The 22,845-nt window shown below is 64.8% G+C and carries 23 protein-coding genes; 3 read left to right on the top strand and 20 right to left on the bottom strand.

Annotated elements, in window-relative coordinates:
* Window positions 1-124 precede the first annotated feature (124 nt).
* On the top strand, window positions 125-433 hold the full coding sequence (locus XH98_RS28495) for a hypothetical protein (protein ID WP_271600677.1): 309 nt from the start codon (window positions 125-127) through the stop codon (window positions 431-433).
* A 57-nt stretch (window positions 434-490) separates the two neighbouring features.
* On the opposite strand, the gene arfB is transcribed toward XH98_RS28495, so the two are convergent.
* From arfB to XH98_RS28460, 7 genes are all read right to left on the bottom strand, one after another.
* Entirely contained in the window at window positions 491-907 is a 417-nt protein-coding gene (gene arfB, locus XH98_RS28490) for an alternative ribosome rescue aminoacyl-tRNA hydrolase ArfB (RefSeq protein WP_220006445.1), read from the bottom strand.
* Between the two features lie 120 nt (window positions 908-1,027).
* Window positions 1,028-2,401 carry a M16 family metallopeptidase gene (locus XH98_RS28485; protein ID WP_271620590.1) on the bottom strand — a complete coding sequence of 458 codons (1,374 nt, stop codon included), beginning with the start codon at window positions 2,399-2,401 and terminating at the stop codon, window positions 1,028-1,030.
* A complete protein-coding gene (locus XH98_RS28480; protein WP_271620589.1) occupies window positions 2,398-3,792 on the bottom strand; it encodes a M16 family metallopeptidase in 1,395 nt (464 codons plus the stop codon). Before XH98_RS28480 ends, XH98_RS28485 begins: the two co-directional genes overlap by 4 nt.
* A 193-nt stretch (window positions 3,793-3,985) precedes the next feature.
* Window positions 3,986-4,714 carry a hypothetical protein gene (locus XH98_RS28475; protein WP_271600674.1) on the bottom strand — a complete coding sequence of 243 codons (729 nt, stop codon included), beginning with the start codon at window positions 4,712-4,714 and terminating at the stop codon, window positions 3,986-3,988.
* 110 nt (window positions 4,715-4,824) lie between these two features.
* The gene (gene lspA, locus XH98_RS28470; RefSeq protein ID WP_271600673.1) at window positions 4,825-5,319 is read right to left on the bottom strand and encodes a signal peptidase II; all 495 of its coding nucleotides are present in this window, start codon (window positions 5,317-5,319) and stop codon (window positions 4,825-4,827) included.
* A gap of 8 nt (window positions 5,320-5,327) precedes the next feature.
* Window positions 5,328-8,336, bottom strand: a complete 3,009-nt coding sequence (ileS, locus tag XH98_RS28465; protein WP_271620588.1) for an isoleucine--tRNA ligase — start codon at window positions 8,334-8,336, stop codon at window positions 5,328-5,330.
* Between the two features lie 219 nt (window positions 8,337-8,555).
* Entirely contained in the window at window positions 8,556-9,527 is a 972-nt protein-coding gene (locus tag XH98_RS28460) for a bifunctional riboflavin kinase/FAD synthetase (RefSeq protein WP_220006451.1), read from the bottom strand.
* 229 nt (window positions 9,528-9,756) lie between these two features.
* Here XH98_RS28460 and XH98_RS28455 point away from each other — a divergent pair, with 229 nt between their 5' ends.
* On the top strand, window positions 9,757-10,152 hold the full coding sequence (locus tag XH98_RS28455; protein ID WP_027551917.1) for a response regulator: 396 nt from the start codon (window positions 9,757-9,759) through the stop codon (window positions 10,150-10,152).
* A 73-nt stretch (window positions 10,153-10,225) separates the two neighbouring features.
* On the opposite strand, the gene XH98_RS28450 is transcribed toward XH98_RS28455, so the two are convergent.
* The 9 genes from XH98_RS28450 to uvrC form a co-directional block, all read right to left on the bottom strand.
* Window positions 10,226-11,080, bottom strand: coding sequence for a TIGR01459 family HAD-type hydrolase (locus XH98_RS28450; RefSeq protein WP_271600671.1), 855 nt, complete (start codon window positions 11,078-11,080; stop codon window positions 10,226-10,228).
* Window positions 11,081-11,095: 15 nt separating this feature from the next.
* Complete coding sequence (locus XH98_RS28445; protein WP_271620587.1) at window positions 11,096-12,589, bottom strand: EAL domain-containing protein; 1,494 nt, start codon at window positions 12,587-12,589, stop codon at window positions 11,096-11,098.
* Between the two features lie 153 nt (window positions 12,590-12,742).
* On the bottom strand, window positions 12,743-13,873 hold the full coding sequence (locus XH98_RS28440) for a YihY/virulence factor BrkB family protein (RefSeq protein ID WP_271620586.1): 1,131 nt from the start codon (window positions 13,871-13,873) through the stop codon (window positions 12,743-12,745).
* Window positions 13,873-14,460, bottom strand: coding sequence for a phage holin family protein (locus tag XH98_RS28435; protein WP_271620585.1), 588 nt, complete (start codon window positions 14,458-14,460; stop codon window positions 13,873-13,875). Before XH98_RS28435 ends, XH98_RS28440 begins: the two co-directional genes overlap by 1 nt.
* A gap of 79 nt (window positions 14,461-14,539) precedes the next feature.
* On the bottom strand, window positions 14,540-15,499 hold the full coding sequence (prmB, locus tag XH98_RS28430; RefSeq protein ID WP_271600667.1) for a 50S ribosomal protein L3 N(5)-glutamine methyltransferase: 960 nt from the start codon (window positions 15,497-15,499) through the stop codon (window positions 14,540-14,542).
* Window positions 15,499-15,981, bottom strand: coding sequence for a molybdenum cofactor biosynthesis protein MoaE (locus tag XH98_RS28425; protein ID WP_271600666.1), 483 nt, complete (start codon window positions 15,979-15,981; stop codon window positions 15,499-15,501). The genes prmB and XH98_RS28425 overlap by 1 nt, the downstream gene beginning before the upstream one ends.
* Before the next feature lie 3 nt (window positions 15,982-15,984).
* Window positions 15,985-16,236, bottom strand: a complete 252-nt coding sequence (moaD, locus tag XH98_RS28420) for a molybdopterin converting factor subunit 1 (RefSeq protein WP_220006456.1) — start codon at window positions 16,234-16,236, stop codon at window positions 15,985-15,987.
* Window positions 16,233-16,850: a CDP-diacylglycerol--glycerol-3-phosphate 3-phosphatidyltransferase gene (gene pgsA / locus XH98_RS28415; RefSeq protein ID WP_057741644.1), complete on the bottom strand. Its 618-nt coding sequence runs from the start codon at window positions 16,848-16,850 to the stop codon at window positions 16,233-16,235. The genes moaD and pgsA overlap by 4 nt, the downstream gene beginning before the upstream one ends.
* Before the next feature lie 93 nt (window positions 16,851-16,943).
* A complete protein-coding gene (gene uvrC / locus XH98_RS28410; RefSeq protein WP_271620584.1) occupies window positions 16,944-19,016 on the bottom strand; it encodes an excinuclease ABC subunit UvrC in 2,073 nt (690 codons plus the stop codon).
* A 244-nt stretch (window positions 19,017-19,260) separates the two neighbouring features.
* On the opposite strand from uvrC, the gene XH98_RS28405 reads away from it, so the two are divergent.
* Window positions 19,261-19,884, top strand: coding sequence for an outer membrane protein (locus XH98_RS28405; protein ID WP_271620583.1), 624 nt, complete (start codon window positions 19,261-19,263; stop codon window positions 19,882-19,884).
* Between the two features lie 86 nt (window positions 19,885-19,970).
* On the opposite strand, the gene XH98_RS28400 is transcribed toward XH98_RS28405, so the two are convergent.
* The 4 genes from XH98_RS28400 to XH98_RS28385 all read right to left on the bottom strand — a co-directional run bounded on the left by XH98_RS28400 (window position 19,971) and on the right by XH98_RS28385 (window position 22,756).
* Complete coding sequence (locus XH98_RS28400; protein WP_027534220.1) at window positions 19,971-20,186, bottom strand: cold-shock protein; 216 nt, start codon at window positions 20,184-20,186, stop codon at window positions 19,971-19,973.
* A 253-nt stretch (window positions 20,187-20,439) separates the two neighbouring features.
* Window positions 20,440-21,300: a 23S rRNA (adenine(2030)-N(6))-methyltransferase RlmJ gene (locus tag XH98_RS28395; RefSeq protein WP_271600663.1), complete on the bottom strand. Its 861-nt coding sequence runs from the start codon at window positions 21,298-21,300 to the stop codon at window positions 20,440-20,442.
* A gap of 160 nt (window positions 21,301-21,460) precedes the next feature.
* Window positions 21,461-22,162, bottom strand: a complete 702-nt coding sequence (locus XH98_RS28390) for a ribonuclease T2 (protein WP_271620582.1) — start codon at window positions 22,160-22,162, stop codon at window positions 21,461-21,463.
* A gap of 132 nt (window positions 22,163-22,294) precedes the next feature.
* A complete protein-coding gene (locus XH98_RS28385; protein ID WP_271600661.1) occupies window positions 22,295-22,756 on the bottom strand; it encodes a hypothetical protein in 462 nt (153 codons plus the stop codon).
* Between the last annotated feature and the right edge of the window lie 89 nt (window positions 22,757-22,845).

The raw sequence follows: 22,845 nt of genomic DNA, 5'->3' as shown, positions 1-22,845 counted from the left end.
ACACGGTCGGGATTGCATCGCGAACGCGCCGTTCAGCTCTTTGCGCGATGGCGCGGTCCGGTCCAGACGAACGGCGTGGGGAACGGCCGAACCGCTCATCGCGAATAAAATCCAGGAGACATGGATGAAGTTGGTGAAGACCTCAGTGATCGCTTGCGCACTTTCCGCTCTGCTTGCGGGCCCCGTCCTGGCGCAAGGAATGTCATCTGACAGCAAGTTGCGAGGCGGCGCGCAAGGCAAGACGACGCAGGGCGGCGTCGCAGGCAACAGCGAGGAGGAACTGGAAGCACAGCCGGGCGGTGCGAGCCAAACAGGCATGAAGCCGGCCAGGAGCACCAAGGGCACGGTCGGGACGACAGGAAGTGCCGCGCATAAGAGCGCAACCGACGGCTCGGCTGCGGGCGGGGCAACCACCAACGGCAAGCGCTACTGACGCGCGAGATCTGAGTGAACGGACCTCCGGTCGCGTGTCGGCCGGAGGTTTTTTCGATCAATCGTCGAAGCGGCCGCCGCGGCCGGCCTTGACGTCGCTGCGGCGCTTCTTGCCGTCGAGGCGGCGCTGCTTGGAAGCAAAGGTCGGTCGCGTCGCGCGGCGCGGCGTCGGCCGGACCATGGCCTCGGTGAGGATCTCGACGAGCCGGTCGATGGCGTCCTGTCGGTTACGCTCCTGGGTGCGAAAGCGCTGGGCGTGAATCACGATCACGCCGTCCTTGGTCATGCGCTGGCCGGCGATGCGGGCGAGCCGGATCATCGCATCCTCCGGGATCGTCAGCTTGCGCGTGTCGAAGCGCAGTTGCGCCGAGGTCGAGACCTTGTTGACGTTCTGCCCGCCCGGGCCGGAGGCGCGGACAAAGCCGATCTCGATGTCGTCCTCGTCGATGACGAGATCGCGGGATATCCGCAGCATGATGGCACCATTCGTGATGCCCCGACATATCTCGGAACGTCCATGTTCGGCAATGGTGGGACGGCGGAAACGCAAATGGCCGGGGCGAGCCCCGGCCATTTCAGGAAATGTCGGCGGACGTCAGTTCGACTTCGTCGCCGGTGCCGCCGCCGGCTGCGCAGCAGCCTGCGGTGCGCGGCCGACGATGACCGTCAGGAGCCCCTGGCTCCACAGCCGCTTGGCTGCGGCCTTGGCATCGTCCAGGGTCACGGCATCGACGATGGCGTTGCGCTTCTCGATATAATCGATCGGCAGCTTGTCCTGCTGATATTGCAGCAGCGCCTGCGCGAGCTTTGAGGAGGTGTCGAGCACCAGCATCTGCGAGCCCTTGAGGTAGGACTTGGCCTCGTCAAGCTCCTTCTGGGTCGGACCCTCGTCGGCGATACGGCGGACCTCTTTCTCGATGGCATCCATGGTGTCGCCGGCACGGTCGGCGCGGGTGCCGGTGTTGCCGATGAAGATTCCCGAATGTTCCATCCACAGCAGCGATTCGAACACTGAATAGGCCAGTCCGCGCTTCTCGCGGACTTCGCGATAAAGCCGCGAGGACAGGCCGCCGCCACCGAGGATATGGTTGACGACATAGGCCGCCATGAAATTCGGATCGTTGCGCATCACGCCGGGGCCGCCGAAGGTGATCACGGTCTGCGGCACGTCCAGCGGCACGAAGGCGCGCTGCGGTGGCTTTGCAGCCCCGACGTCGGGAACCGGCGTCAGAGTGGCTTTGGCAGGCAAGCTGCCAAACGTGTGGTCGAGCAGTTTGCCTAAGGTCGCCGGATCGACGTCGCCGACCACGGCGATCTTCAGCGTGTCTCGGGCGAGGATGCGGCCGACATAATCCTTCATGTCCGCGACCGTGATGGTCGGCACGCTCTCCAGCGTGCCGTTGGTCTGTCGTCCATAGGGATGATCGCCGAAGGTCATCTCCAGGAATTTGCGGCTCGCGAGCGAGCTCGGGTTGGTGGTGTCGCGGCGCAGGCCCGAGACGACCTGCGAGCGGACGCGCTCGACATCGGCCGTATCGAAATGCGGCGAGGTCAGCGCGGACCGGAGCAGGTCGAAGGCTTCGTCCTTGTTGTCGCGCAGCATGCGCAGGCTGCCGCGGAAGGTATCGCGGGTGGCGCTGAACGAGAGTTCGATGGCGCGGCGGTCGAGCCGCTCATGGAAGGTCTTGGAATCGAGATCGCCCGAGCCTTCGTCGAGCAGGTCGCCGACCAGATTGGCGACGCCGGGCTTGTCCTTGGGATCCTGCGCCGAGCCGCCGGCAAAGGAATATTCCATGGCAATCAGCGGCACGGTCGCGTCCTGGACGAACCATGCTTCGATGCCGCCCGGCGACACCAGGTGCTGGATCTTTGCTGCCGCCTGCGACGGCGAGACCGCGGCGAGCGCGAGGGCAGCGCCGGTGACGACGGAAAGCGCGACCTGGCGCGCGCGAAGGATAGGATAGGTCACGAACGCTTCTCCTCGCGCTTGGCAGCGGTGCTGGTATCCTTGATCAGATAGCCGGTCACCGAGCGATTCTTCTCGATCCATTTTTGCGCGGCCTCACGGACCTGCTCGGCGGTGACGGCGCGGATGCGGTCGGGCCAGCTTCGGATATCCTCGATCGACAGGCCCGTGGTCAGTGCGCCGCCATACCAGCGCGCCAACACCGCCTGGTTGTCCTGGGCGTAGATCGCTTCTGCAATGAGCTGGGTCTTGACCCGCTCGAGATCCTCGGCGCGGATCGGGTTCTGCGCAACATCGGCGATCACGCGGTCGATCGCCTGCTCGACTTCGGTAAAGCTGACACCTGATTTCGGCGAGGCCGAGATCGCGAACTGGGTCGGATCGAGCGAGATGCTGGAATAGCTGGCGCTGGCCGAGACTGCGAGCGGCTTGTCGACGACGAGCGCGCGGTAGAGATAGGAGTTGCTGCCGCCGCCCATCAACTGTGCGAGCACGTCGAGCGCAGCGCTTTCGCCAGCCGCGGCCGTCGTCGCCGAGGGCACCAGATAATAGCGGCGCAGGCTCGGCTGCTCGACGCGCGGGTCGGACAATGTGACGGTGCGCGGCGCCGCGGGCTCCGGCTCCTGCGGACGAATGCGACGGGCAGGGATCGACGGTTGCGACGGGATCGGACCGAAATTGCGCTCGACCAGCGGGCGCACATCGGCGGCCTCGACATCGCCGGCGATGACCAGGATCGCATTGTTCGGCGCGTAGAACCGGCGATAGAAGGCCAGCGCGTCCTCGCGATTGAGCTTCTCGATCTCCTGGTGCCAGCCGATCACCGGACGGCCGTAGGGATGGTTGAGATAGAGCGCCGCCATGATCTGTTCATTGAGGCGCGCGTCGGGGCTGTTGGCAACGCGCATGTTGTACTCTTCGAGCACGACATCGCGCTCGGGCAGCACGTTCTCGTCCTTGAGCACCAGCCCGGTCATGCGATCGGCCTCGAACTCCATCATGGTCGGGAGCTGCTCTTTCGGCACGCGCTGGTAGTAGTTGGTGTAGTCGACCGAGGTCGAGGCGTTCTCGTTGCCGCCGACGCGGAGCACGGTCTGGGAAAACTCGCCGACGGGATGCTTCGACGTGCCCTTGAACATCAAATGTTCGAGGAAGTGGGCGAGACCGGATTTGCCGGGCGTCTCGTCGGCCGAGCCGACCTTGTACCAGATCATCTCGGTGACCACGGGCGTGCGGTGATCCGGGATCACCACGACCTGGAGGCCGTTGGGAAGCGTGAAGCTCGCGGGCGGTGCCGAGGTGACCGTCGTCTGGGCGAATGCGCTGCCGACGTCGAGGGCAGATGTCAAGAGCAGCGCGGCGAAGAGGCAGGCAATCGATCGGTGTGAGGACATCACGATCCTTGTGAAAGCCCGGACGATGATGTCCGGGCGTGAAAGCGCGGCATGCTACACCGCGCGGCTTTGGGCTTCGGGTCACGAAGCAGAGAACGCGGTCGAGCTGTACTTAAAAATAGGTCATCTGCCGCACCCGGCCTACACCGGACGATTGCGGCATGTGCGCGCCTGCGGGCGACGGACAAGGAGCTTACTGCTCCTTCTCCTTACCCGATCGGACGTCGAAATAGGTCTTGCGCGTCGTATCCTCTCCGGAGCCATAGGCGTAGCTCGGCGAGGGCGTCTGATATCCGGGCGGCGGCTCCACCAGGGATTGGCGCGGCGGCTCGCTCGTAAACTGCTTGGATTCAGGCCCGCTGCCCTTGAACAATTTCCACAGACCGCCGGTGTAACCCATCTCGGCCGGGCTCATGGTCGGGCTGTTGGGGTTGCTGCCCGGCGGGGGCGGCTCATTGTTGGCCTGCTGGGGGCCCGATTTGTGGGCGTTCAACTCGGCGGGCGACAGCGGCTGGCCAATTTTCCAGAACTCGTTTGCCTTGGTGCCGCTCACCTTCTTCCGCTGGGCGATGGCCTCCTGGCGACGCTTCTCGTCGGGATCCTTCGGCCAGTTCGGCGCATTCTTGGCTTCCGTGCCGGCGGGCGGCGGCAGGTCGAGCTTGGGCGGAACCACCAGCGGCGACCGCTCGCGGTACTCGATGCCCTTTTTCTCCATGCTCTTGGCGCCGAGGCCCGACATCAGATTGTCGATGAGCTTCTCTTCGAAGGTCATGTCGTCGTCATCATCGTCGTCGCCGGCGCGGACCGGGCCCGCCGCCATGACAAGACCGATGCCGAATGCGACAGCCGACAATTTCAGCGCCAGCCAAAGTCCCCGTCGGGAGTCTCGACCCATCGATCCGCTGGTCTCGAAGCTGCGCATACCTGTACCTGTTCCATATTGTGGCAGTCTTGATTGTAGCAATCTTGCCGCGTCTCGCGCGACCACGCCTCGCCAAGCAAGGTTCCGCCTCCGGCCCGTATCGGCCGGGATCAGGGCGCTTTTGCGGCGGGTACCCCAAGGAAGGAATCATACAATAGGGCCGCCACCCCAGCAACGATGGCCACGTCCGCGAGGTTGAAGACGTACCAATTGTAGGTATTTCCGCCGATTTCGATGTGGAACAGGGCGAAATCGACCACTGCGCCATAGGCGAAACGGTCGATGCCATTGCCAATGGCGCCGCCGATGATCAGTCCCAGCGCGACGGTGGCGAGCCGGGTCTGCGACCGCGCCATCCAGATCGCGAGCGCAATCACCGCGAGGACCTTCACCGCCATCAGCGCGATCTGCGCCGACTGGCTGTCGTTCTGCAGCCAGCCGAAGCTGATCCCGATGTTCCAGGCCAGCACCAGGTCGAAGAACGGCGTCACCTTCACCACGCCCTTGCGGGCGAGGTCGAACCCGTTCAGCAGCCAGAGCTTCGAGGCCTGATCGGCCACGAGTGTCACCACGGCCGCGATGATGCCGGCGCGGAGCGGGGTCATCGACCGGATCAAAAGCTCGCGCCCAACGCCTTCCATTCGCGCAGCGCCTTGGCGTCGCGCGGGGTGACGTCGGGATATTCGGCGTCCTCGCCGACCGTGGGCGAGATCTTCCAGGAGCGGGCGCATTTGGTGCCGACGGCCTTCTCGACCACGACCGCGACGCCGGGCACCGCATCGAGACGGAACGCATTGGCCGGCGCCTCGCCCTCGCGCACCTCGTAATTCGAGGTGATGCAGATCTCGGCGAGATCGGTGTCGAACAATGTCGCCAGCATGTCGCGGTCGGCGACATAGATCACCGGCGAGGCCTCCAGCGAGGAGCCGATGTTCTTGGCGGCGCGTTCGAGCTCGAGCGCGCCGGTGACGACGCGGCGAATGTCACGGATCGTCTCCCACTTCGCGGCGAGCTTGTCGTCGCGCAGCTTTTCCAGGCCTTCCGGGAACAGCGTCAGATGCACCGACGGTTCGGCATCCGGCCTGTACATGCGCCAAGCCTCTTCCGCGGTGAAGCTCAGGATCGGCGCCAGCCATTTCAGGATCGAATTGCACAGCAGGTCGATCGTGGTCAGTGCCGCCTTTCGCGTCAGCGAGGACGGCGGATCGCAATACAGCGTGTCCTTGCGGATATCGAAATAGAACGCCGACAGCTCGCTGTTCATGAAGGCGGACAAGGTCGCGACCACGCTCTTGTAGTCGAACGTCTCATAGGCCTTGCGGACCAATTCAGCGCGGAGCGCGAGCTCGTGCAGCATCAGCCGCTCGAGCTCCGGCATCTCGGCGGGCGCGACGGCGTCGGCGGGCTTGTAGTGATGCAGCGTGCCGAGCATCCAGCGCACGGTGTTGCGCAGCTTGCGGTAGGTCTCGACCGTGTTCTTCAGGATCTCGGGCCCGATGCGCTGATCGTCGGTGTAGTCGCAGGACGCGACCCAGAGCCGCAGGATGTCGGCGCCGGATTCCTTGATGACGGCCTGCGGCTCGATAGTGTTGCCGAGCGACTTCGACATCTTGCGGCCGTCCTCGGCCTGGGTGAAGCCGTGGGTCAGCACGATGTCGTAGGGCGCGCGGCCGCGTGTGCCGCAGCTCTCCAGCAGCGAGGAGTGGAACCAGCCGCGATGCTGGTCCGAGCCTTCCAGATACATCACGGTGTCAGCGCCGCCGTCGACCTTGCGCTTGATGCCTGATAGCCCGGGGAAGTGCACCGGGTCTTCCAGCACGAAGGCGTGGGTCGAGCCGGAATCGAACCAGACGTCGAGGATGTCGTCGACCTTCTGCCAATCCTCATGGGCACGCGGTCCGAGGAAGCGCTCGCGCGCCCCCGTCGCGTACCAGGCGTCGGCGCCTTCCTGTTCGAAGGCATCGCCAATGCGGGTGTTGACGGCCTCGTCCTGGAGGATCTCGGCGGAGCCGTCGCCCTTCTCGCGGACGAATACGGCGATCGGCACGCCCCAGGCGCGCTGGCGCGAGATTACCCAGTCGGGGCGGGCCTCGATCATGCCGGTGATGCGGTTCTCGCCGGATGGCGGCACCCATTGCGTCACCGAGATCGCGTGCAGCGCACGGGCGCGCAGGGTGTCGCCGGGCTTGGTCTTGCCGCCAGCCGCAATATCCTTGTCCATCGCGATGAACCATTGCGGCGTGTTGCGGAAGATCACCGGCTTCTTCGAGCGCCAGGAATGCGGATATTGGTGCTTGAGCCGGCCGCGCGCGAGCAGCTTGCCGCCCTCGATCAGCGCCTTGATCACGGCCTCGTTGGCGTCGCCTTTCTCGCCCTTGTCGTTGATGACCCGCTTGCCGGTGAAGCCCGGCGCCTGAACGGTATAGGCGCCGTTCTCGTCGACAGTGTAGGGGATCGCACTGTTGATGCCCCGGGCATCGAGCTCACGGGTATTCGCCATCCAGACGTCGAAGTCCTCGCGGCCGTGGCTCGGCGCGGTGTGCACGAAGCCGGTGCCGGTGTCGTCGGTGACGTGGTCGCCGGCGAGCAGAGGCACGGTGAATTCATAGCCGCCGGCGAGCCCCTTGAGCGGATGGGCGCATTCGATCGCGTCCATGGTGTCGCCGGGGATATCGCGGACCTTCTCGAAAGCAGTCACGCGCGCCTGCTTGAACACTTCTGCGGCGAGGGCGTCAGCCAGGATCAGGTGATCGCCGCTCTTGGCCCAATTGTCCGCAGGCGCATCCGTCACCTTGTAGAGGCCATAGGCGATCTTCGGCGAGAACGAGATGGCGCGGTTGCCGGGCAAGGTCCAGGGCGTGGTGGTCCAGATCACGACACTGGCCGATGCCAGGGCGCCATGGGCCGGCGAGGTCACCGGGAATTTCACCCAGACCATGTCGCTCGTGTAGTCCTCGTACTCGACCTCGGCCTCGGCGAGCGCCGTCTTCTCGACCACGCTCCACATCACCGGCTTGGAGCCGCGATAGAGCGTGCCGTTGGCGGCGAACTTCATCAGCTCGCGCGCGATCTGGGCTTCGGCCGGATAGTTCATGGTGGCGTAGGGATGGGCCCAGTCGCCGATCACGCCGAGACGCTTGAACTCCTCGCGCTGCACGTTGAGCCAGTGCGTTGCATACGCGCGGCACTCCTTCCGGAAATCGATCATCGCGGCACTGTCGCGGAAGTCGGGCTTCTGCTTGCCCTTCTTGCGATAGTTCTCCTCTTCGACCTTCCACTCGATCGGCAGGCCGTGGCAGTCCCAGCCGGGCACGTAGTTGGAATCGAAGCCGAGCATCTGCTGGCTCTTGGTGACGAGATCCTTGAGGATCTTGTTCAGCGCCGTGCCGATGTGGATGTTGCCGTTGGCATAGGGCGGGCCGTCATGCAGCACGAACTTGTCGCGGCCCTTCGCCGCCTCGCGCAGCTTCTCGTAGAGGCCGATCTCGTACCAGCGCTTGAGGATCTCCGGCTCGCGCTGCGGCAGGCCGGCGCGCATCGGGAATTCGGTCTGCGGCAGGAACAGGGTTTTCGAATAGTCCTTGGCTTCGGACTTTGCGGACTTTTGCGGCTTTTCGGACATGAGGCTGACTGGCTCGGAATGGCGCGGGAACGGATGGCGATGCGGAATCGCGGGGTGAAACGACAAAATCCCGGTCTTGCGTCGAGCCTTGAGGCTCAGACGGAAGCCGGGCTGCTAATCCCTATGATGCGCCGCGCAAGCATGGGCTCTCCATAGCAGGGGGCCAAGGGAAGCGCAAAAGGTAGAACCGCAAAGGTACGGCGGGCCGGTTTTGGGCCCTCAATCGACGGTCCCGAGCCGTGGAAACGCGTCCGGGGCGGCCGCCAGCATGGCGCGGGCCCGGGCGGAATCCTCGTCCATCTGGCGGATCAGGGCGTCGATATCGCCAAATTTCAGCTCCTCGCGGATGAAGCCGACAAAGGCGCAGTCCAGCGCCTGCCCGTAAAGGTCGCCCTTGAAGTCGAACAGGAAGATTTCCAGCAGCGGCGCGCCATTATCGAAGGTCGGGCGGCGGCCGAAGCTCGCCACCCCGTCCAGCCGCTCGGATCCCCGGCCGACCCGCACGGCGTAGATGCCGTGCTTCAGGCCGCAATTGGCATCGAGCCGGATGTTGGCGGTGGGATAGCCGAGGTCGCGGCCGCGCTTTTCGCCATGGATGACCTCGCCGGTGATGAACCAGGGCGCGCCCAGCATGGTGGTGGCCTCGTCGATCAGCCCCTCGGCGAGCGCGATCCGGATGGCGCTGGAGGAAACCGGCCGCTCGTCGATATCGACATGCGGCTGCACGTCGACCTCGATGCCGAGGCGGGGTGCCTCGTTGACCAAAAGGCTCGGCGAGCCGACCCGCCCCTTGCCGAAATGGAAGTCGTAACCGACCGCAATGCCGCTGACGCCAAGGCGCCCGATCAGCTCATGGTGAATGAAATCTTGCGCACTGGTCCCGGCTCTCGCCTTGTCGAAGGTCATGACCACGGCGCCGGCGAGCCCGGTCCCGGCCAACAACCGCAGCTTGGCGCGCTCGTCCGTCAGGCGGAATTGCGGGGTGTTGGGGCTGAAAAACCGGCGCGGATGCGGCTCGAAGGTCAGCGCCAGGGCAGGGCGGCCATGCGCCCGGCCCATTTCCAGGGCCGCCGCAATGACGGCCCGGTGGCCGAGATGGACCCCGTCGAAATTGCCCATGGCGACCACCGCGCCCCTCAGGATGGCGGAATCCGGCGTGGAATCGCGGATAACGGTAAATTGCGGGGCCATCAGGAGAATTCTCGAACCGGCGGGACCGGCCGCGACCGTGGCGTGACCCGGCCGATGAAGTCAAGCGGGGCGCGGCTGCCGCAAGGAACCCGATTTCGATCGCTCGTGGGCCGCCGCAGTTAACGCGCTGTTTAACGCCTTGATGCTACTGCTTGGGAGATGGAACTGAGGGGCCCCGCCTGTCAGGTCCGAATTTGAATATTCCTAGGTATGCGTTGGGGGAGTCGAGATGGCGGTTGATTTGTCGATGCCGGTTCTGGTGGTGGATGACTATAGCACCATGATCCGTATCATCCGGAATCTGCTGAAGCAGCTTGGCTTCGATAATATCGATGATGCCAGCGACGGCTCGGCGGCGCTGAACAAGATGCGCGGCAAGAAGTACGGGCTCGTGATCTCCGATTGGAACATGGAGCCCATGACGGGTTACGACCTGCTGCGCGAAGTGCGCGCAGATCCCAACCTCGCCACCACGCCCTTCATCATGATCACGGCGGAATCGAAGACCGAGAACGTGATCGCGGCCAAGAAGGCCGGCGTGAACAACTACATCGTCAAGCCGTTCAACGCGGCGACGCTGAAGACCAAGATCGAAGCGGTCTTCCCGGACATGGCGAGCGCGTAAGCGCGCGTCAAAGCCATCAACTGAATTTGGAAAAGCCCGGGCGATCGTCCCCGGGCTTTCTGCATTTCGGAGCTCACCACTTCAATTCGCGCATCAGCGCCTTCGGCGGGTGGCCGAACAATTCCAGCACCGACTTCGGATCGAGCTGGTCGAGGCCCTCGAACTCCTCGGCATGGATGCCGCGGGTGACGAACAGGCAATCGATACCGAATTCGCGCGCGCCGGTGAGGTCAGTCCGGACGGAATCGCCGATCGCCAGCACCTTTTTCCGGTCGATCGGGTGGCCCTGGCGTTCGCCGGCCAGCGCCATCGCGCGCTCATAGATCGGCCGGTGCGGCTTACCGTAGAAGATCACTTCGCCGCCGAGCTCGCGGTACAGCTCGGCAATGGCGCCGGCGCAATAGATCAGCCGGTCGCCACGCTCGACCACGATATCGGGGTTGGCGCAGACCAGCGTCAGCTTGCGTTCGCGCGCTTTCAGCATCATGCCGCGATAATCTTCCGCGGTCTCGGTCTCGTCGTCGTAGAGGCCGGTGCAGACGATGTAGTCGGCCTCTTCCAGCGGCGCAGTCGTCGCATCGAGGCCGCGATAGATCGAATTGTCGCGCTCGGGGCCGAGCCAGAACATCTTGCGGCCGGGATGCTCGGCGACATAGAGCCGCGTCAAATCGCCGGAGGAAACGATGGCGTCGTAGGTTTCGTCGGCGACGCCGAGCTTGCGCAATTGCCGCTGCACGGAGTCGGCCGGGCGCGGTGCGTTGGTGATCAGGATCACCGTACCGCCATGGCTGCGATAGGTGTGCAGCGCCTCGCAGGCCTCGGGAAAGGACTCCAGGCCGTTATGGACCACGCCCCAGATGTCGCTGAGCACGACATCCACTCCACTTACGAGCTCGCGCAGGCTTTGGGCAAAATGCAGCGTGGTCATGACGCGCGCGGCCGATCAGATGCGGCGCGCGAGCGCCGCGTTGCCGGTGATCCGCTGCGACGGGGCGGCAGGCGACGCAGCTGATACTGCGCCTGACGTCGTGCCTGGGCTTGAGGTAGCGGGGCCATTGGATCCCTGAATGTCTTGCGCCTGGTTCGGCGAGGTCCCGCCGGTAGCAGATGCCCCCTCAGGCCGCAATGGCCGGGGCGGCGCGAACAAAAAGCCCTGGCCGAACCGCACGTCATAGTCGAGCAGGTCGACCACTGCGCGCTCGCCCTCGATCCGCTCCGCGATCAAATCGATCCCGAAGCGGCCGAGCAGGTCGGACAGGTCGGAGGGGTGAATGTCCGAAGTCGAGGCCTGCTTCGGGTCGAGCAGGAGTGACGCCGGAACCTTGATGAAGCGGACGCCGCGGTCGGCAAGCTCGCGCGGCTCGATCCTGAGGTCCGTGACATGGTCGATCGAGAAGCGGAAGCCGCGCTGCGCCAGCGCCGCCAGATTCTCCGTCTCGGCCGGACCAAGCGCGCGGAAGGTCGATTGCTTGAACTCCAGCACCAGCGACGACGCCAGCGCGCGATTGGCCTCGAGGAAATCCAGGCATTGCGCAAAGGTGGTGGAATTGCCGAGCGTCGAAGCCGCGACATTGCAGAACACGCCGACATCCTTGCTGCGCACCATCAGCCGGCGCAGCACCTGGACACAGCGCAGCAACACCATGTTGTCGATCCGCCCGATCAACCCGGAGGCCTCGGCGAGGCTGATGAACTCCTCGGCGGCAATCAGCTGATCGCGCTCGTCGCGCAGCCGGGTCACGGCCTCGTAGAACCGGACCTTGCGCTGCGGCAGCGTCACCATCGGCTGCAGGAAGATGTCGATGCGGTTCTCGTCGATGGCGCCGCGCAACGTCGCCAGCATCTGGGTCTGGTTGCGGCCGTTGACGGCATGAACGGCGCTGGCGGTCTGGGGCGGGACCGCCGGCGGCGTCGGCCGCGGCGGTGCGGCAGGGAGCGGCGGAGGAGCGGCCGGCCGCTCATCAAAGGGCGCAATCAGGTCGATCGGTGCTTCCACCGCCGGCCTTGCGACCGGAGCAGGGGCCGGCGCATGACCGGCCAGCAGGTCCTCATGGGTCGACACCGTGGCAGCAAGCTGCCGGACCAGCCCGCCGAGCTCGTTGATCTCGCCGACTACCGACTGGACCCGATCGGAATTGGTCGAGTTGGACGAGGCGACGCGGCCCTCCATCGCGGCGAGCCGGCGCCCGAACTCGGCCACCTGGCGGGCGAGGTCGGCGGTGCCGCGCGACAAGTCGGCGATCTGGCCGCCGACGTCGCTGCGGTCGCGCAGCCGCATCGACACCGCGTTGTAGAGGATCAGGAAGGTCAGCGCGGTCAGCGCCACGATCGCGGATTCGGTTCCGTTGATGCCGGCGACCGAGTAGAGCACGAGTCCGAGCGATGCCGCGACCAGGACCATGCAGATGGCGATGAAGATCGTCGAAATGCGAATCATGCCGCGCGTTACGCCTCAAGAGCTGACTGCCTCACCCGGGAAAACACGGGCTGCCATTCGCACCCGTCGCGCCTCATGCTCCCCCAGGCGTGCATGACCTTAACATCATTGTTGATTCGAGGGGATAGCACTGCGCAGGCGTGCGGGTGTTCGTCAGGACTGCGCGGCGGCGCCGACTGTGTCGGCCGAGACCGCCTCGCGGCTGCCGAGCGGCTTGGGCGGCCCGGTCGTCGTATCCCGCAGGGTTTGTCGTTCGATCTCCGAGTTCAGCTCGGCACCGAACATGATGACGATTGCCGACATCCACATCCACATCATCAGGCCGATCGCAGCTCCAAGCGAACCGTATGTCGCGTTGTAATTGGCGAAGGCCGACAGATACCAGGACAGCAGCGCGGAGCCTGCGATCCAGAGCAGGGCGGCCGTGAGCGCGCCGATGCTCAGCCACTCCCAGCGCGGCGCGTCGCGGCTTGGCGCGAAGCGGTAGAGGATGGCGAGCGCCACCAGCAGGATGAGAAACAGCAGCGGCCATCGCGCCAGCGCCACGATCAGCTTGCTCTCCGGTGCAAGGCCGAGATGATCGAGCGCGAGCGGGAAGGCGACGACAGCGGCCACCATCAGCAAGAGCGCCACGATGCCGCCGACCGTGAAGGCCAGCGACACCAGATTAAGTTTGATGAAGCTGCGCTTCTCGCGTTCCTCATAGGCGACATTGAGGGCGTCGAAGATGGATTTGACCCCGGCATTGGCGCTCCATATCGCCAGCACGAGGCCGAACAGGAAGGTGGCGCCGAGCGCCGTATTGCCCTTGGAGACCACGCGCGCGACCTGGTCCGCGACGATCTGGAACGAGCCCTCCGGCAGCATCGTCGCCAGCGTCTGGAGATTGCCGCTGATGGTCGAGGGATCGGCGAACAGTCCGTAGGAGGAGACCAGCGCGGTCACCGCGGGAAAGATCGCGAGCAGTCCGAAGAACACCACGCCGCCGGCGGTCGCCAGCAGACGATCGTCGTCGATGCGCTGATAGGTGCGCCACAAAATATCCTTCCAGCCAGCCCAGGGGATTTTGAACGGGCTGGTCGAGCGGCGGCCATGGCCGGGCTGCATGGCGGCGCTTGCCGGGTTCGTTTCCGGTGAATTCGCCTCGTTGCTGCGACGATCTTCGGCTGGTCCCGGCCGGATGAACCCGGACTCCTGAAAATAGCGCTCTGCGGTCAGCACGAACACGGCTGTGGCGGCCACCAGCAGCCAGCTGTCGAGCTGCTCGGTCTGCCGCGCCGGCATCATGCGTCCTGGCTGCGGGCGGGGCGCCGCCGGCGCGCCGCGGTGAAGCCGACCAAAGTGAGAGCCGCCAGCATCAAGCCTAGCTGCACGGGCCTGATGGTGCGAGCCGAAGAACCATTGTTCTCATGGCCGCGTTCGCCCGGCGCGAGCGGCGCCAGCGGAATCGTCGTCGCCACTTCCTTCACCGCCTGCTTGACCGTTCCGCGCGGGATCCGTGGCGTCGCAATCGCCACGCGCATCCGGCTGGCGAGCGGCACGATCGGCTTGGTCCGGCGGTTCATTTGCGCCATCGCCACCCCGGCGCAGATTGCTGCCAGCACCAGCAGCACCGCTGCGACGGCACCAAAGCCCCAGAATTGCCCGTAGTTGATGGCGACGCAGCGATACAGCGCGACCAGGCCGACGAAGAAGGCCGCGATCACGAATAGACCGGCCACCGCGAACAATGCCGCCGCAACCGCATAGGACGTCACCCGTCCGGTGGTCTGGCTGGCGCGATCACGCAGGTAGGACCGCGCGGCGCGCTTGAGATGGTTGAGTTTCAGCGCCATGCCGGCGCGCAGCAATTCGCCCGATGGCGCGAGCATGCGGACACCCTCCGAGAGCGAGAAGTTCGTCGGGGAATGAACGTGGCGGAATTTGACTTGTTCCGTTGCGCGCGTTCGATCAGCCGAGATCGGCGGCCGCGATCCAGAACACCTCGCCCTCGGAATCCTCGGTGTCGAGCCAGAGCAGGGGCAGTTCCGGAAAGGCCTCGTCGACCAGCTCGCGGCCGCGGCCGATCTCGCAGATCAAGCCGCCATCGCCCGTCAAATGATCGGGCGCATCGCGCAGGATGCGGCGGACCACATCAAGACCGTCGGCGCCGCCGTCGAAGGCGAGCTTCGGCTCGGCCCGGCATTCCGGCGGCAATGCCGCCATGCCTTCGGCATCGACGTAGGGCGGGTTGGTAATGATCAGGTCGTATTTGTTATCCCCGAGCGGCGCGAACAGATCGCCGCGGTGGAGCGTGATCCGCTCATCGAGGCCATGGTCGCCGACATTGCGTGCGGCGACTTCAAGCGCGGCCTTGGAGATGTCGACTGCGTCGACCGTGGCATCAGGGAAATGATAGGCAGCGAGGATCGCAAGGCATCCCGAGCCGGTGCAGAGATCGAGCACGCGCTCGACGGCGGTGGGATCGTCGATCAGTGAGCCCCCCTCGCCGTCGCCGCCGAAATGCGAATCCAAGAGCTCGCCGATGAAGGAGCGCGGAACGATGACGCGCTCGTCGACATAGAAGGGCAGGCCGCGCATGTAGATCTTGTTGACGAGATAGGCGGCCGGTTTGCGCGTCGTGACGCGCCGATGGATGAGATCGAGCAGGGTCTTGCCTTCCGCCGCGGTGACGCGCGCATGGGCAAAGCTCTCGAACTGGTCGGGATGCAGATGCAGGGCTTCGCAGACCAGGAAGGCGGCCTCGGCGACCGGATCGGTCGTGCCATGGGCAAAAGCGAGCTTGGCTTCGACAAAGCGGCTCACCGCATAGCGGACGAAGTCGAGCAGAGTGAGAAGCTCGCCGGGCCCCACTTTCGCAAGTTTCGGCGCGGCGCGGCCGCGCGCGGTCTTTTTCGCAACTCTCGCCATCAGGATTTGGCCCAGCGTGCAGCGGCCTCGTCGTCACGGGAGTGGGCCTCAACCCAGCCGGTGCCGGTGGCGCTCTCTTCCTTCTTCCAGAACGGGGCGCTGGTCTTGAGATAGTCCATCAGGAACTCGGCGGCTTCGAACGCCGCCCTTCGGTGTTGCGAGGCGGTCAGCACCAGCACGATGTTCTGGCCGGGCTCGAACCGCCCGACACGATGAATGACCGTGACGCCATTCAGCGGCCAGCGCGAGATGGCCTCGTCGACATGGCGCTTGATCTCTTCCTCCGCCATGCCGGGATAATGTTCGAGCGTCAGCGCCGCGATCTTGGAGCTGTCCTCGTCGGCGCGGCAGATGCCGGAGAAGCTGACGACCGCGCCGATGTCGGTGCGGCTCTTGGTCAGGACCGCGATCTCGCGCGCAATGTCGAAATCGTCCTGCTGGATGCGGATGGCGACGGGGCAGGTGGTGGCAGCGGAGCTCATGGCCTAGCCGCCGGTCATTGGCGGAAAGAACGCGATCTCGCGGGCACCGGCGATGGCGGCGTCCGCCTTGACATGGGCGTGGTCGATCGCGGTGCGGATCACCTTCGGCTTCTCGAAGGCATAGGCGTAGGCTTCGCTTTGAGCGGACAGCCAGGCGATCAGCTCCTCGACGGTGCGTACGGTCGCGGGCGGGTCGATCGTCTCCTCGGCTTTGCCGACACGCTCGCGCACCCAGGCGAAATACTTCACCTTCATCCCTCATCCTCCTTGATGAGGTGGTGGATGCCGGCGCGGAAATAATCGTAGCCGGTATACATGGTCAGGATTGCCGAGGCCCACAGCAGGCCGAGGCCGATCAGCGAGACCACGGGGACGACCTCGTCGCCGGCGGGACCGGCGAGCAGGAAGCCGATGGCGACGAGCTGTACAGTCGTCTTCCACTTGGCGAGCTTGGTCACGGGCACGCTGACGCGCAGCGCCGCGAGATACTCGCGCAAGCCCGAGACCAGGATCTCGCGGCACAGGATCACGATGGCAGCCCACAGCGACCAGCCATGAATGATGCCGTCGGCGGCCAGCATCAGGAGGCACGAGGCGACCAGCAGCTTGTCGGCGATCGGGTCGAGCATCCGGCCGAATGCCGATTGCTGATTCCAGATGCGGGCATAATAGCCGTCGAGATAATCCGTGACCGCCGCGCCGATGAAGATCGCGACCGCGACCCAGCGCAGCCACAACGGATAGTCCATGATCGACTGCGCATAGATGCATCCGACCACGACCGGGATCGCGGCGATCCGGCCATAGGTCAGGATGTTCGGGAGGGACATCGCGCGGCTGGTCGTCCCTCGTGTCGTGGCGATGTTCATCCGTCCTACCAATACCGCTCAAGCCTGAAGGTCAACCGTCCGTCCCAGATGGGGTACAGGATGCGACGACCATATGACTACCGCCCCTTTAGTTCACCCCGGCTGGGGATGGAAATAGTCGAATATCCTGCGGGCGCTCTCGGCGCTCACCCCAGGAACCTTGCCGAGATCGGCGATCGAGGCCCGTTCGATCTCCTTCAGGGTTCCGAAATGATGCAGCAAGGCACGTTTGCGTGACGGGCCGATGCCCGGAATCTCCTGCAAACCGGCCTCGCGAATGTCCTTCTTGCGCAGCTTGCGGTGCGAGCCGATGACGAAGCGGTGGGCCTCGTCCCGCAGGCGCTGGATGAAATAGAGCACGGGATCGCGCGGCTCCAGCTTGATCGCCTCGCGCTCCGGCATGAACAGGGTCTCGCGGCCGGCATCCCGGTCCGGCCCTTTGGCGACCGACATCAGCGAGACCTGGGTCAGGCCGAGATTGGCAAAGATTTCCCTGACAGCATTGAGCTGGCCGCGGCCGCCGTCGATGATCACGAGGTCGGGCCATTGCGGGAAGTCGTCGTTCCTGGCTTTGGCCGCGCTTTCCTCGGGCGGATTGATCAGGCGCTTGAAGCGGCGCTCCAGTACCTCGCGCATCATGGCGAAGTCGTCGCCCGGCGTGATCCCTTCCGATTTGATGTTGAACTTGCGGTACTGGTTCTTCACGAAGCCATCGGGGCCCGCGACGATCATGGCGCCGACCGCATTGGTGCCCTGGATATGGCTGTTGTCGTAAACCTCGATGCGCTTGGGCGCATGCGGCAGGTTCAGCGTCGTGGCCATGGCGTCGAGCAGGCGGCTCTGGGTTGCCGTATCGGCGAGCTTGCGGCCGAGCGCCTCGCGCGCATTGGTCAACGCGTGGGTGACGAGCTCCTTCTTCTCGCCGCGCTTGGGCGCTGTCACCTCGACCTTGTGGCCGGCCTTGATCGACAGCGCATTGGCGAGAAGCTCCATCTCCTCGATCTCGTGCGAGAGCAGGATGGTCTTCGGCGGCGGCTTGTCGTCGTAGAACTGGGCGAGGAAGGAGCCGAGCACCTCCTCAGGCGTATAGCTCTTCTCGGCACGCGGAAAATAAGCGCGGTTGCCCCAGTTCTGGCCGGTGCGGAAGAAGAACACTTCGACGCAGGAGAAGCCGCCTTCCTGGTGGATGGCGAACACGTCGGCTTCTTCCACCGTGCGCGGATTGATGCCCTGCTGCGACTGGATCGCCGACAGCGCGGCGAGGCGGTCGCGATAGAGCGCTGCGCTCTCGAACTCGAGCTCACCGGCGGCTTTCTCCATCTCGGCGGCAAGCTCCTGCTTCACCGCATGGCTCTTGCCGGAGAGGAAGTCGGTGGCTTCGCGCACCAGCGTCGCATAACCGCCAAAGTCGATCTCGCGGGTGCAGGGGCCGGCGCAGCGGCGGATCTGGTAGAGCAGGCAGGGCCTGGTGCGGCTCTCGAAGAAGGAGTCCGTGCAGGAGCGGATCAGGAACGCGCGCTGCAAGGCCGTGATGGTCCGGTTGACCGCGCCGGCGGAGGCGAACGGGCCGAAATACCGCCCGGGCCGGGTCTGCGCGCCGCGATGCTTGAGGATCTGCGGCGCCCAATGGTCGCCGGTGATCAGGATATAGGGAAACGACTTGTCGTCGCGCAGCTGCACGTTGAAGCGCGGCCGCAGCTGCTTGATCAAATTGGCTTCCAGCAGCAGCGCCTCGGTCTCGGTCGTGGTCGAGACGATCTCCACGGTCACCGTGGCCGCGATCATGCGCAGGATGCGCGCCGGCAGCGGTGCGCTCTGGCGCGCGTAGCTCGACAGGCGCTTTTTGACGTTCTTGGCCTTGCCGACATAGAGCACGTCGGCGTTCGCACTGAGCATGCGATAGACCCCGGGCGAGGTGGGCGCGAGCCGGACCGCGCGCTCGATCGCCTCGTGACCTGAGGCCAGCGGCTCGTCGCCGATCGCGCCGCTCTCTTCCAGAATATCGGGCAGCCGCGCATCGTCCTCGTCATCGCCGCCGCTGGTGGCGGGATCGAGGTCCGGCGGCGCCGTGTCCTGCGCCGTGTCCTGGGGTGGGGCGTCTGACGCGGCCTGCCGCGTTTTGCGCGCGCGTGCCTCGCCCGGCTTGTCGGGGGAATCGTGAACCATTGTGCGAATTTAGGCGCTGGGGGGGCCGATTTGAAGTTCCGGCCATGCCGCGCGCACAGGATGGCGCGCAGTTCCCGGTAACGCTTCCTTAAGTCTGTTAACAGCGCGGTAAGGGGTCTTAACAGCCCTTTAACTTAAAACTCTCGATAAATCCTACGCGAAATAGTGGTGGTTCCGTAACCATTGGCCTGGCCCGGCGGTGCGGGCATCGCGTCCGGTTACGGCGTTTGCGTTGGAGTGTGGAATGAAGAGGCTCGTTGTGGTCGCGGCTGCGTTGGTTGCGGCCGGCTGGACGGCTTCGGCAGGGGCCGCCGATCTCAATTACGGGCAGCGAGCGCCCTATACGGTCAATCAACCGCTCAATGCCTATAGCTGGGCCGGCCCATATCTCGGCGCCAATCTCGGTTACGAATGGGGCTCGGTAAGCAACAATCCCGCAAAGCCCTCCGGCTTCGTCGGCGGTGTGCAGGCCGGCTACAATTTCCAGAACGGTCCATGGGTGTTCGGCGTCGAGGGCGACATCCAGGCCGCAGGTGCCGATGACACCTTCGCGCCGTGGAAGTTCTCCAATCCCTGGTTCGGCACCCTGCGCGGCCGCGCCGGCTACGCCTTCAGCAACGTTCTGGTCTACGGCACCGCCGGCCTCGCCTTCGGTGAGCTGCGCGCGCAGACTTTCGGCTGGACAGAATCGCACACGACGGCCGGCTGGACCGCCGGCGTCGGTGCGGAAGTCGGCCTTGCGCCGAACTGGAGCGCGAAGCTCGAATATCTCTACATCGATCTGTCGTCGAGCCAGTTCGCAATTACAGGCGTGTCAAACGGCTATAGCGCCAGCGTCGTGCGCGCAGGCGTGAACTATCACTTCTGACAGCGGAATAAGAAAATACCGGACCACAGCCTCCCGGCCGCTCGCGGCCGGGACTTTTTTGCGTCAGGTTTTTTAGGTCGGGGTCGCTACGAAAGGATCACGAGATTGACCGCTTTCGGCCCCTTCCCCTTCTTGTCCGGCTCGACTTCGAACGTGATACGCTGTCCTTCGGCAAGGTCCTTCAGTCCCGCCCGCTCCACGGCGGTGATGTGAACGAAGACATCGCGACCGCCGTCGTCCGGCTTGATGAAGCCGTAGCCGCGTTCGCCGTTGAAGAACTTGACCGTTCCCGTATTGGCCATCGGGAAACTCCCCCTCATTGCTCCTCCGTCGCAACGCAGACGCGCGTCGCGACATGACCGGGCCTTACGAAGCCCGGGAGAGCTGGCCATCCTCGGGCGGACCCATCGGTCCGACCGGGATCTTTCTTGGGCCTTCACTCCGCCGCAACCATTCGCGGAAGCGGAACGTAAAGCCAGTCACGAAAACAGCATAATACGGTTCTCTGCAGATTGACTACCGCTACTGCATATTTTTCCCATGAATGCCGGGGTGTTACGGCCTCGGCACCTCCAACCGGTATCTGGCAGCCCCGCCCTGGCCGAGTGGCATTTCCAGCTCGGGCAGGATCGTCCTGAGCTCGCCTTGCAGCGTGTAGGGCGGATTGACAATCAGAAGTCCTGTCGAGGTGAGGGCCGCGCCATCAAGTTGCGGCGCGACGCTGAATTCGAGGCGGAGACATTTTCCAGGCGTCTTTGCTGCAGCTGCGGTGCGCGCCACGTCTTGCGCCAGCGTATCGGTGGCGCGCCTGGACTTGGCGGGATACCAGATCACATAGATACCGGTCGGCCATTTCGCGAAGGCCGTGGAGAAGGCTTCACTCAGCCTTTCGAACTCGTCTTTCGCCTCGAAGGGCGGGTCGATCAGCACCAGCCCGCGCCGCTCCTTCGGCGGCACGAAAGCCGGCAGCGCCATCCAGCCGTCGAGATCGACCACGCGCGCCTGTTCGTCGCGCCGCAGCACGTCGATCAGCGCCTTGCGGGCTCTCGGCTCGAGCTCGCAGGCCACGAGGCGGTCCTGCGGCCGCATCAGGCCGCGGGCGATCAGGGGCGAGCCCGGATAGGCCTTGAGCTCGCCCTTCGGATTGAAGGCGCGAACGATGTCCATGTAGGGCTTGGTCAGGGCCACTGTCTCGTTCGACAGGCGCGCCTGCATCAGCCGAGCGATTCCCGTCAGCCACTCGCCGCTGCGGCGCGCCTCGTCGCTGTCGAGATCATAGAGGCCAGCACCCGCATGGGTGTCGATGACCCGGAAGGCGGCCGGCTTGTCCTGCAAATAGGTGAGAATACGCGCCAGCACGATGTGCTTGATGACATCGGCGAAGTTGCCGGCGTGAAAGGCGTGGCGGTAGTTCATGGGGGAGAGTTACGACATCGCGCGATGAAAGTAACTGTTGTCATTCCGGGGCGGTGCGACAGCACCGAACCCGGAATCCATTTCGCCACCGGCAATGCGGCCCAGATGGATTCCGGGCTCGCGCTTCGCGCGCCCCGGAATGACGATCTGAAGACCGATCCTACCCACCCCTGATCGGCGGCATTGTCACCTGGTCGCGGCGGCAGCTGCGGCGTTCGAGCTCCTCGCAGGCGCGGAATTGCAGGTCCTTGCTGAGGCAGATGCGAACCTCGGAGAGCCGGGTCCGGTTGCAGGTGACCGAGACGGCTGCGTTGCTCAGGCCCGGATTGGCCTTGATGAAGGCTTCTTCGACCTCGCCGGGGGCCACCGTCTTGGCCTGCGACAGGTCAAGATACTCGGGCGGAATCTTGATCGCGGCGCGCGCCTTGCGGATCGTCTCGAAATAGTTGCGGCCGTCGAGCCCGGAGCAGGTGCCGTGCTTGTCCCACTCGTTGAAGATCAGGCCTGGCGCGGGCATCAGATCGAGCATCGAGGAGACGATGTTGCGGTTCAGCCGCGGTGACGGCCGTTGGCAATATTCCGGAAAGCCGCTCTCGTATTGCGGCCACAGCCCGTGCACCACAAAGGAATAGGGCCGTCCCTCGCACTGGATGTTCGAACGCCCGCCGCTGCGACCGCGCTCTGCCGCTTCCTCGCAGAAGGACGGTGACCACGACAGTGACAGCACATAGAAGTCGAACTCGCCGGGCGCGTTCTGCCGCTTGTCCTGGGCTCTCGCGCCACCCGCCAGCGAAACCAGCGCCGCCGCAAGGGTCAGCGAGATCAGGAGGCGGGAGAACGAATGCAATCTAAAATAAAACATGGCAACGCCCCTCAACTAGACTGTGCAATCAGCCTAGCAGCCGCCTAGAACATTTCAAGAACAAATTTCGAGCGACCCGCGCAGGCCGCTTGATCGGGCCGAATCAGGCGCCTCGGTTTAAGGCTCTTCAGTTCAAGGCTTGGCGGCGCGGCAGGAGGGATTGTAGGCCCAGTTGCGGTCGAGCCCGACCACGCACCATTCGACACCCTGGCCGTAACCGGCAAAGCCGCCATCCTCGATGATCGAGAAGTGCACCCGGCGCATCTTGCCGTCAGTGAGCATGGCCTCGCCGGTGCAGTAGCGGCGCGGAATGTTGTCCGATGCCCAGGGGCGGAAGGCGGTCTCGTGAACGTTCGAAAATCCCGTGATCTGCAGCGGCGAATTCCAGAACGAGCTTTCCTTCTCCCAGAACTGGGTCGAGATCGTCGGCAGCGCCTTGTCGCATTCGGCAACGCGGCCGTCGTAGCGCGGTCCGCTCAGCCAGAAGTTCAGCTCGAGCGGATTGGCCGCCTTGGCCTCACCGAGCGACAGCGCTCCGAACATGAGGCCGAGGACGGCGGCAAAGCGGAACGATTTCGGGGAGGGGGCGCGCATGGGCAATCCGGACAGCTGGTCTTGCGGAGGCTGGACGGTGCCGCGAAGGCCGGGAGAGGTCAAGTGCAGCGCGGCAACACTCGGCCAGG

Origin of the sequence: Bradyrhizobium sp. CCBAU 51745 (assembly GCF_028128715.1) — a bacterium.
In the GTDB taxonomy this organism is placed as follows: Bacteria; Pseudomonadota; Alphaproteobacteria; order Rhizobiales; family Xanthobacteraceae; genus Bradyrhizobium; species Bradyrhizobium manausense.
This window is presented reverse-complemented; position numbering and strand designations above follow the sequence as displayed.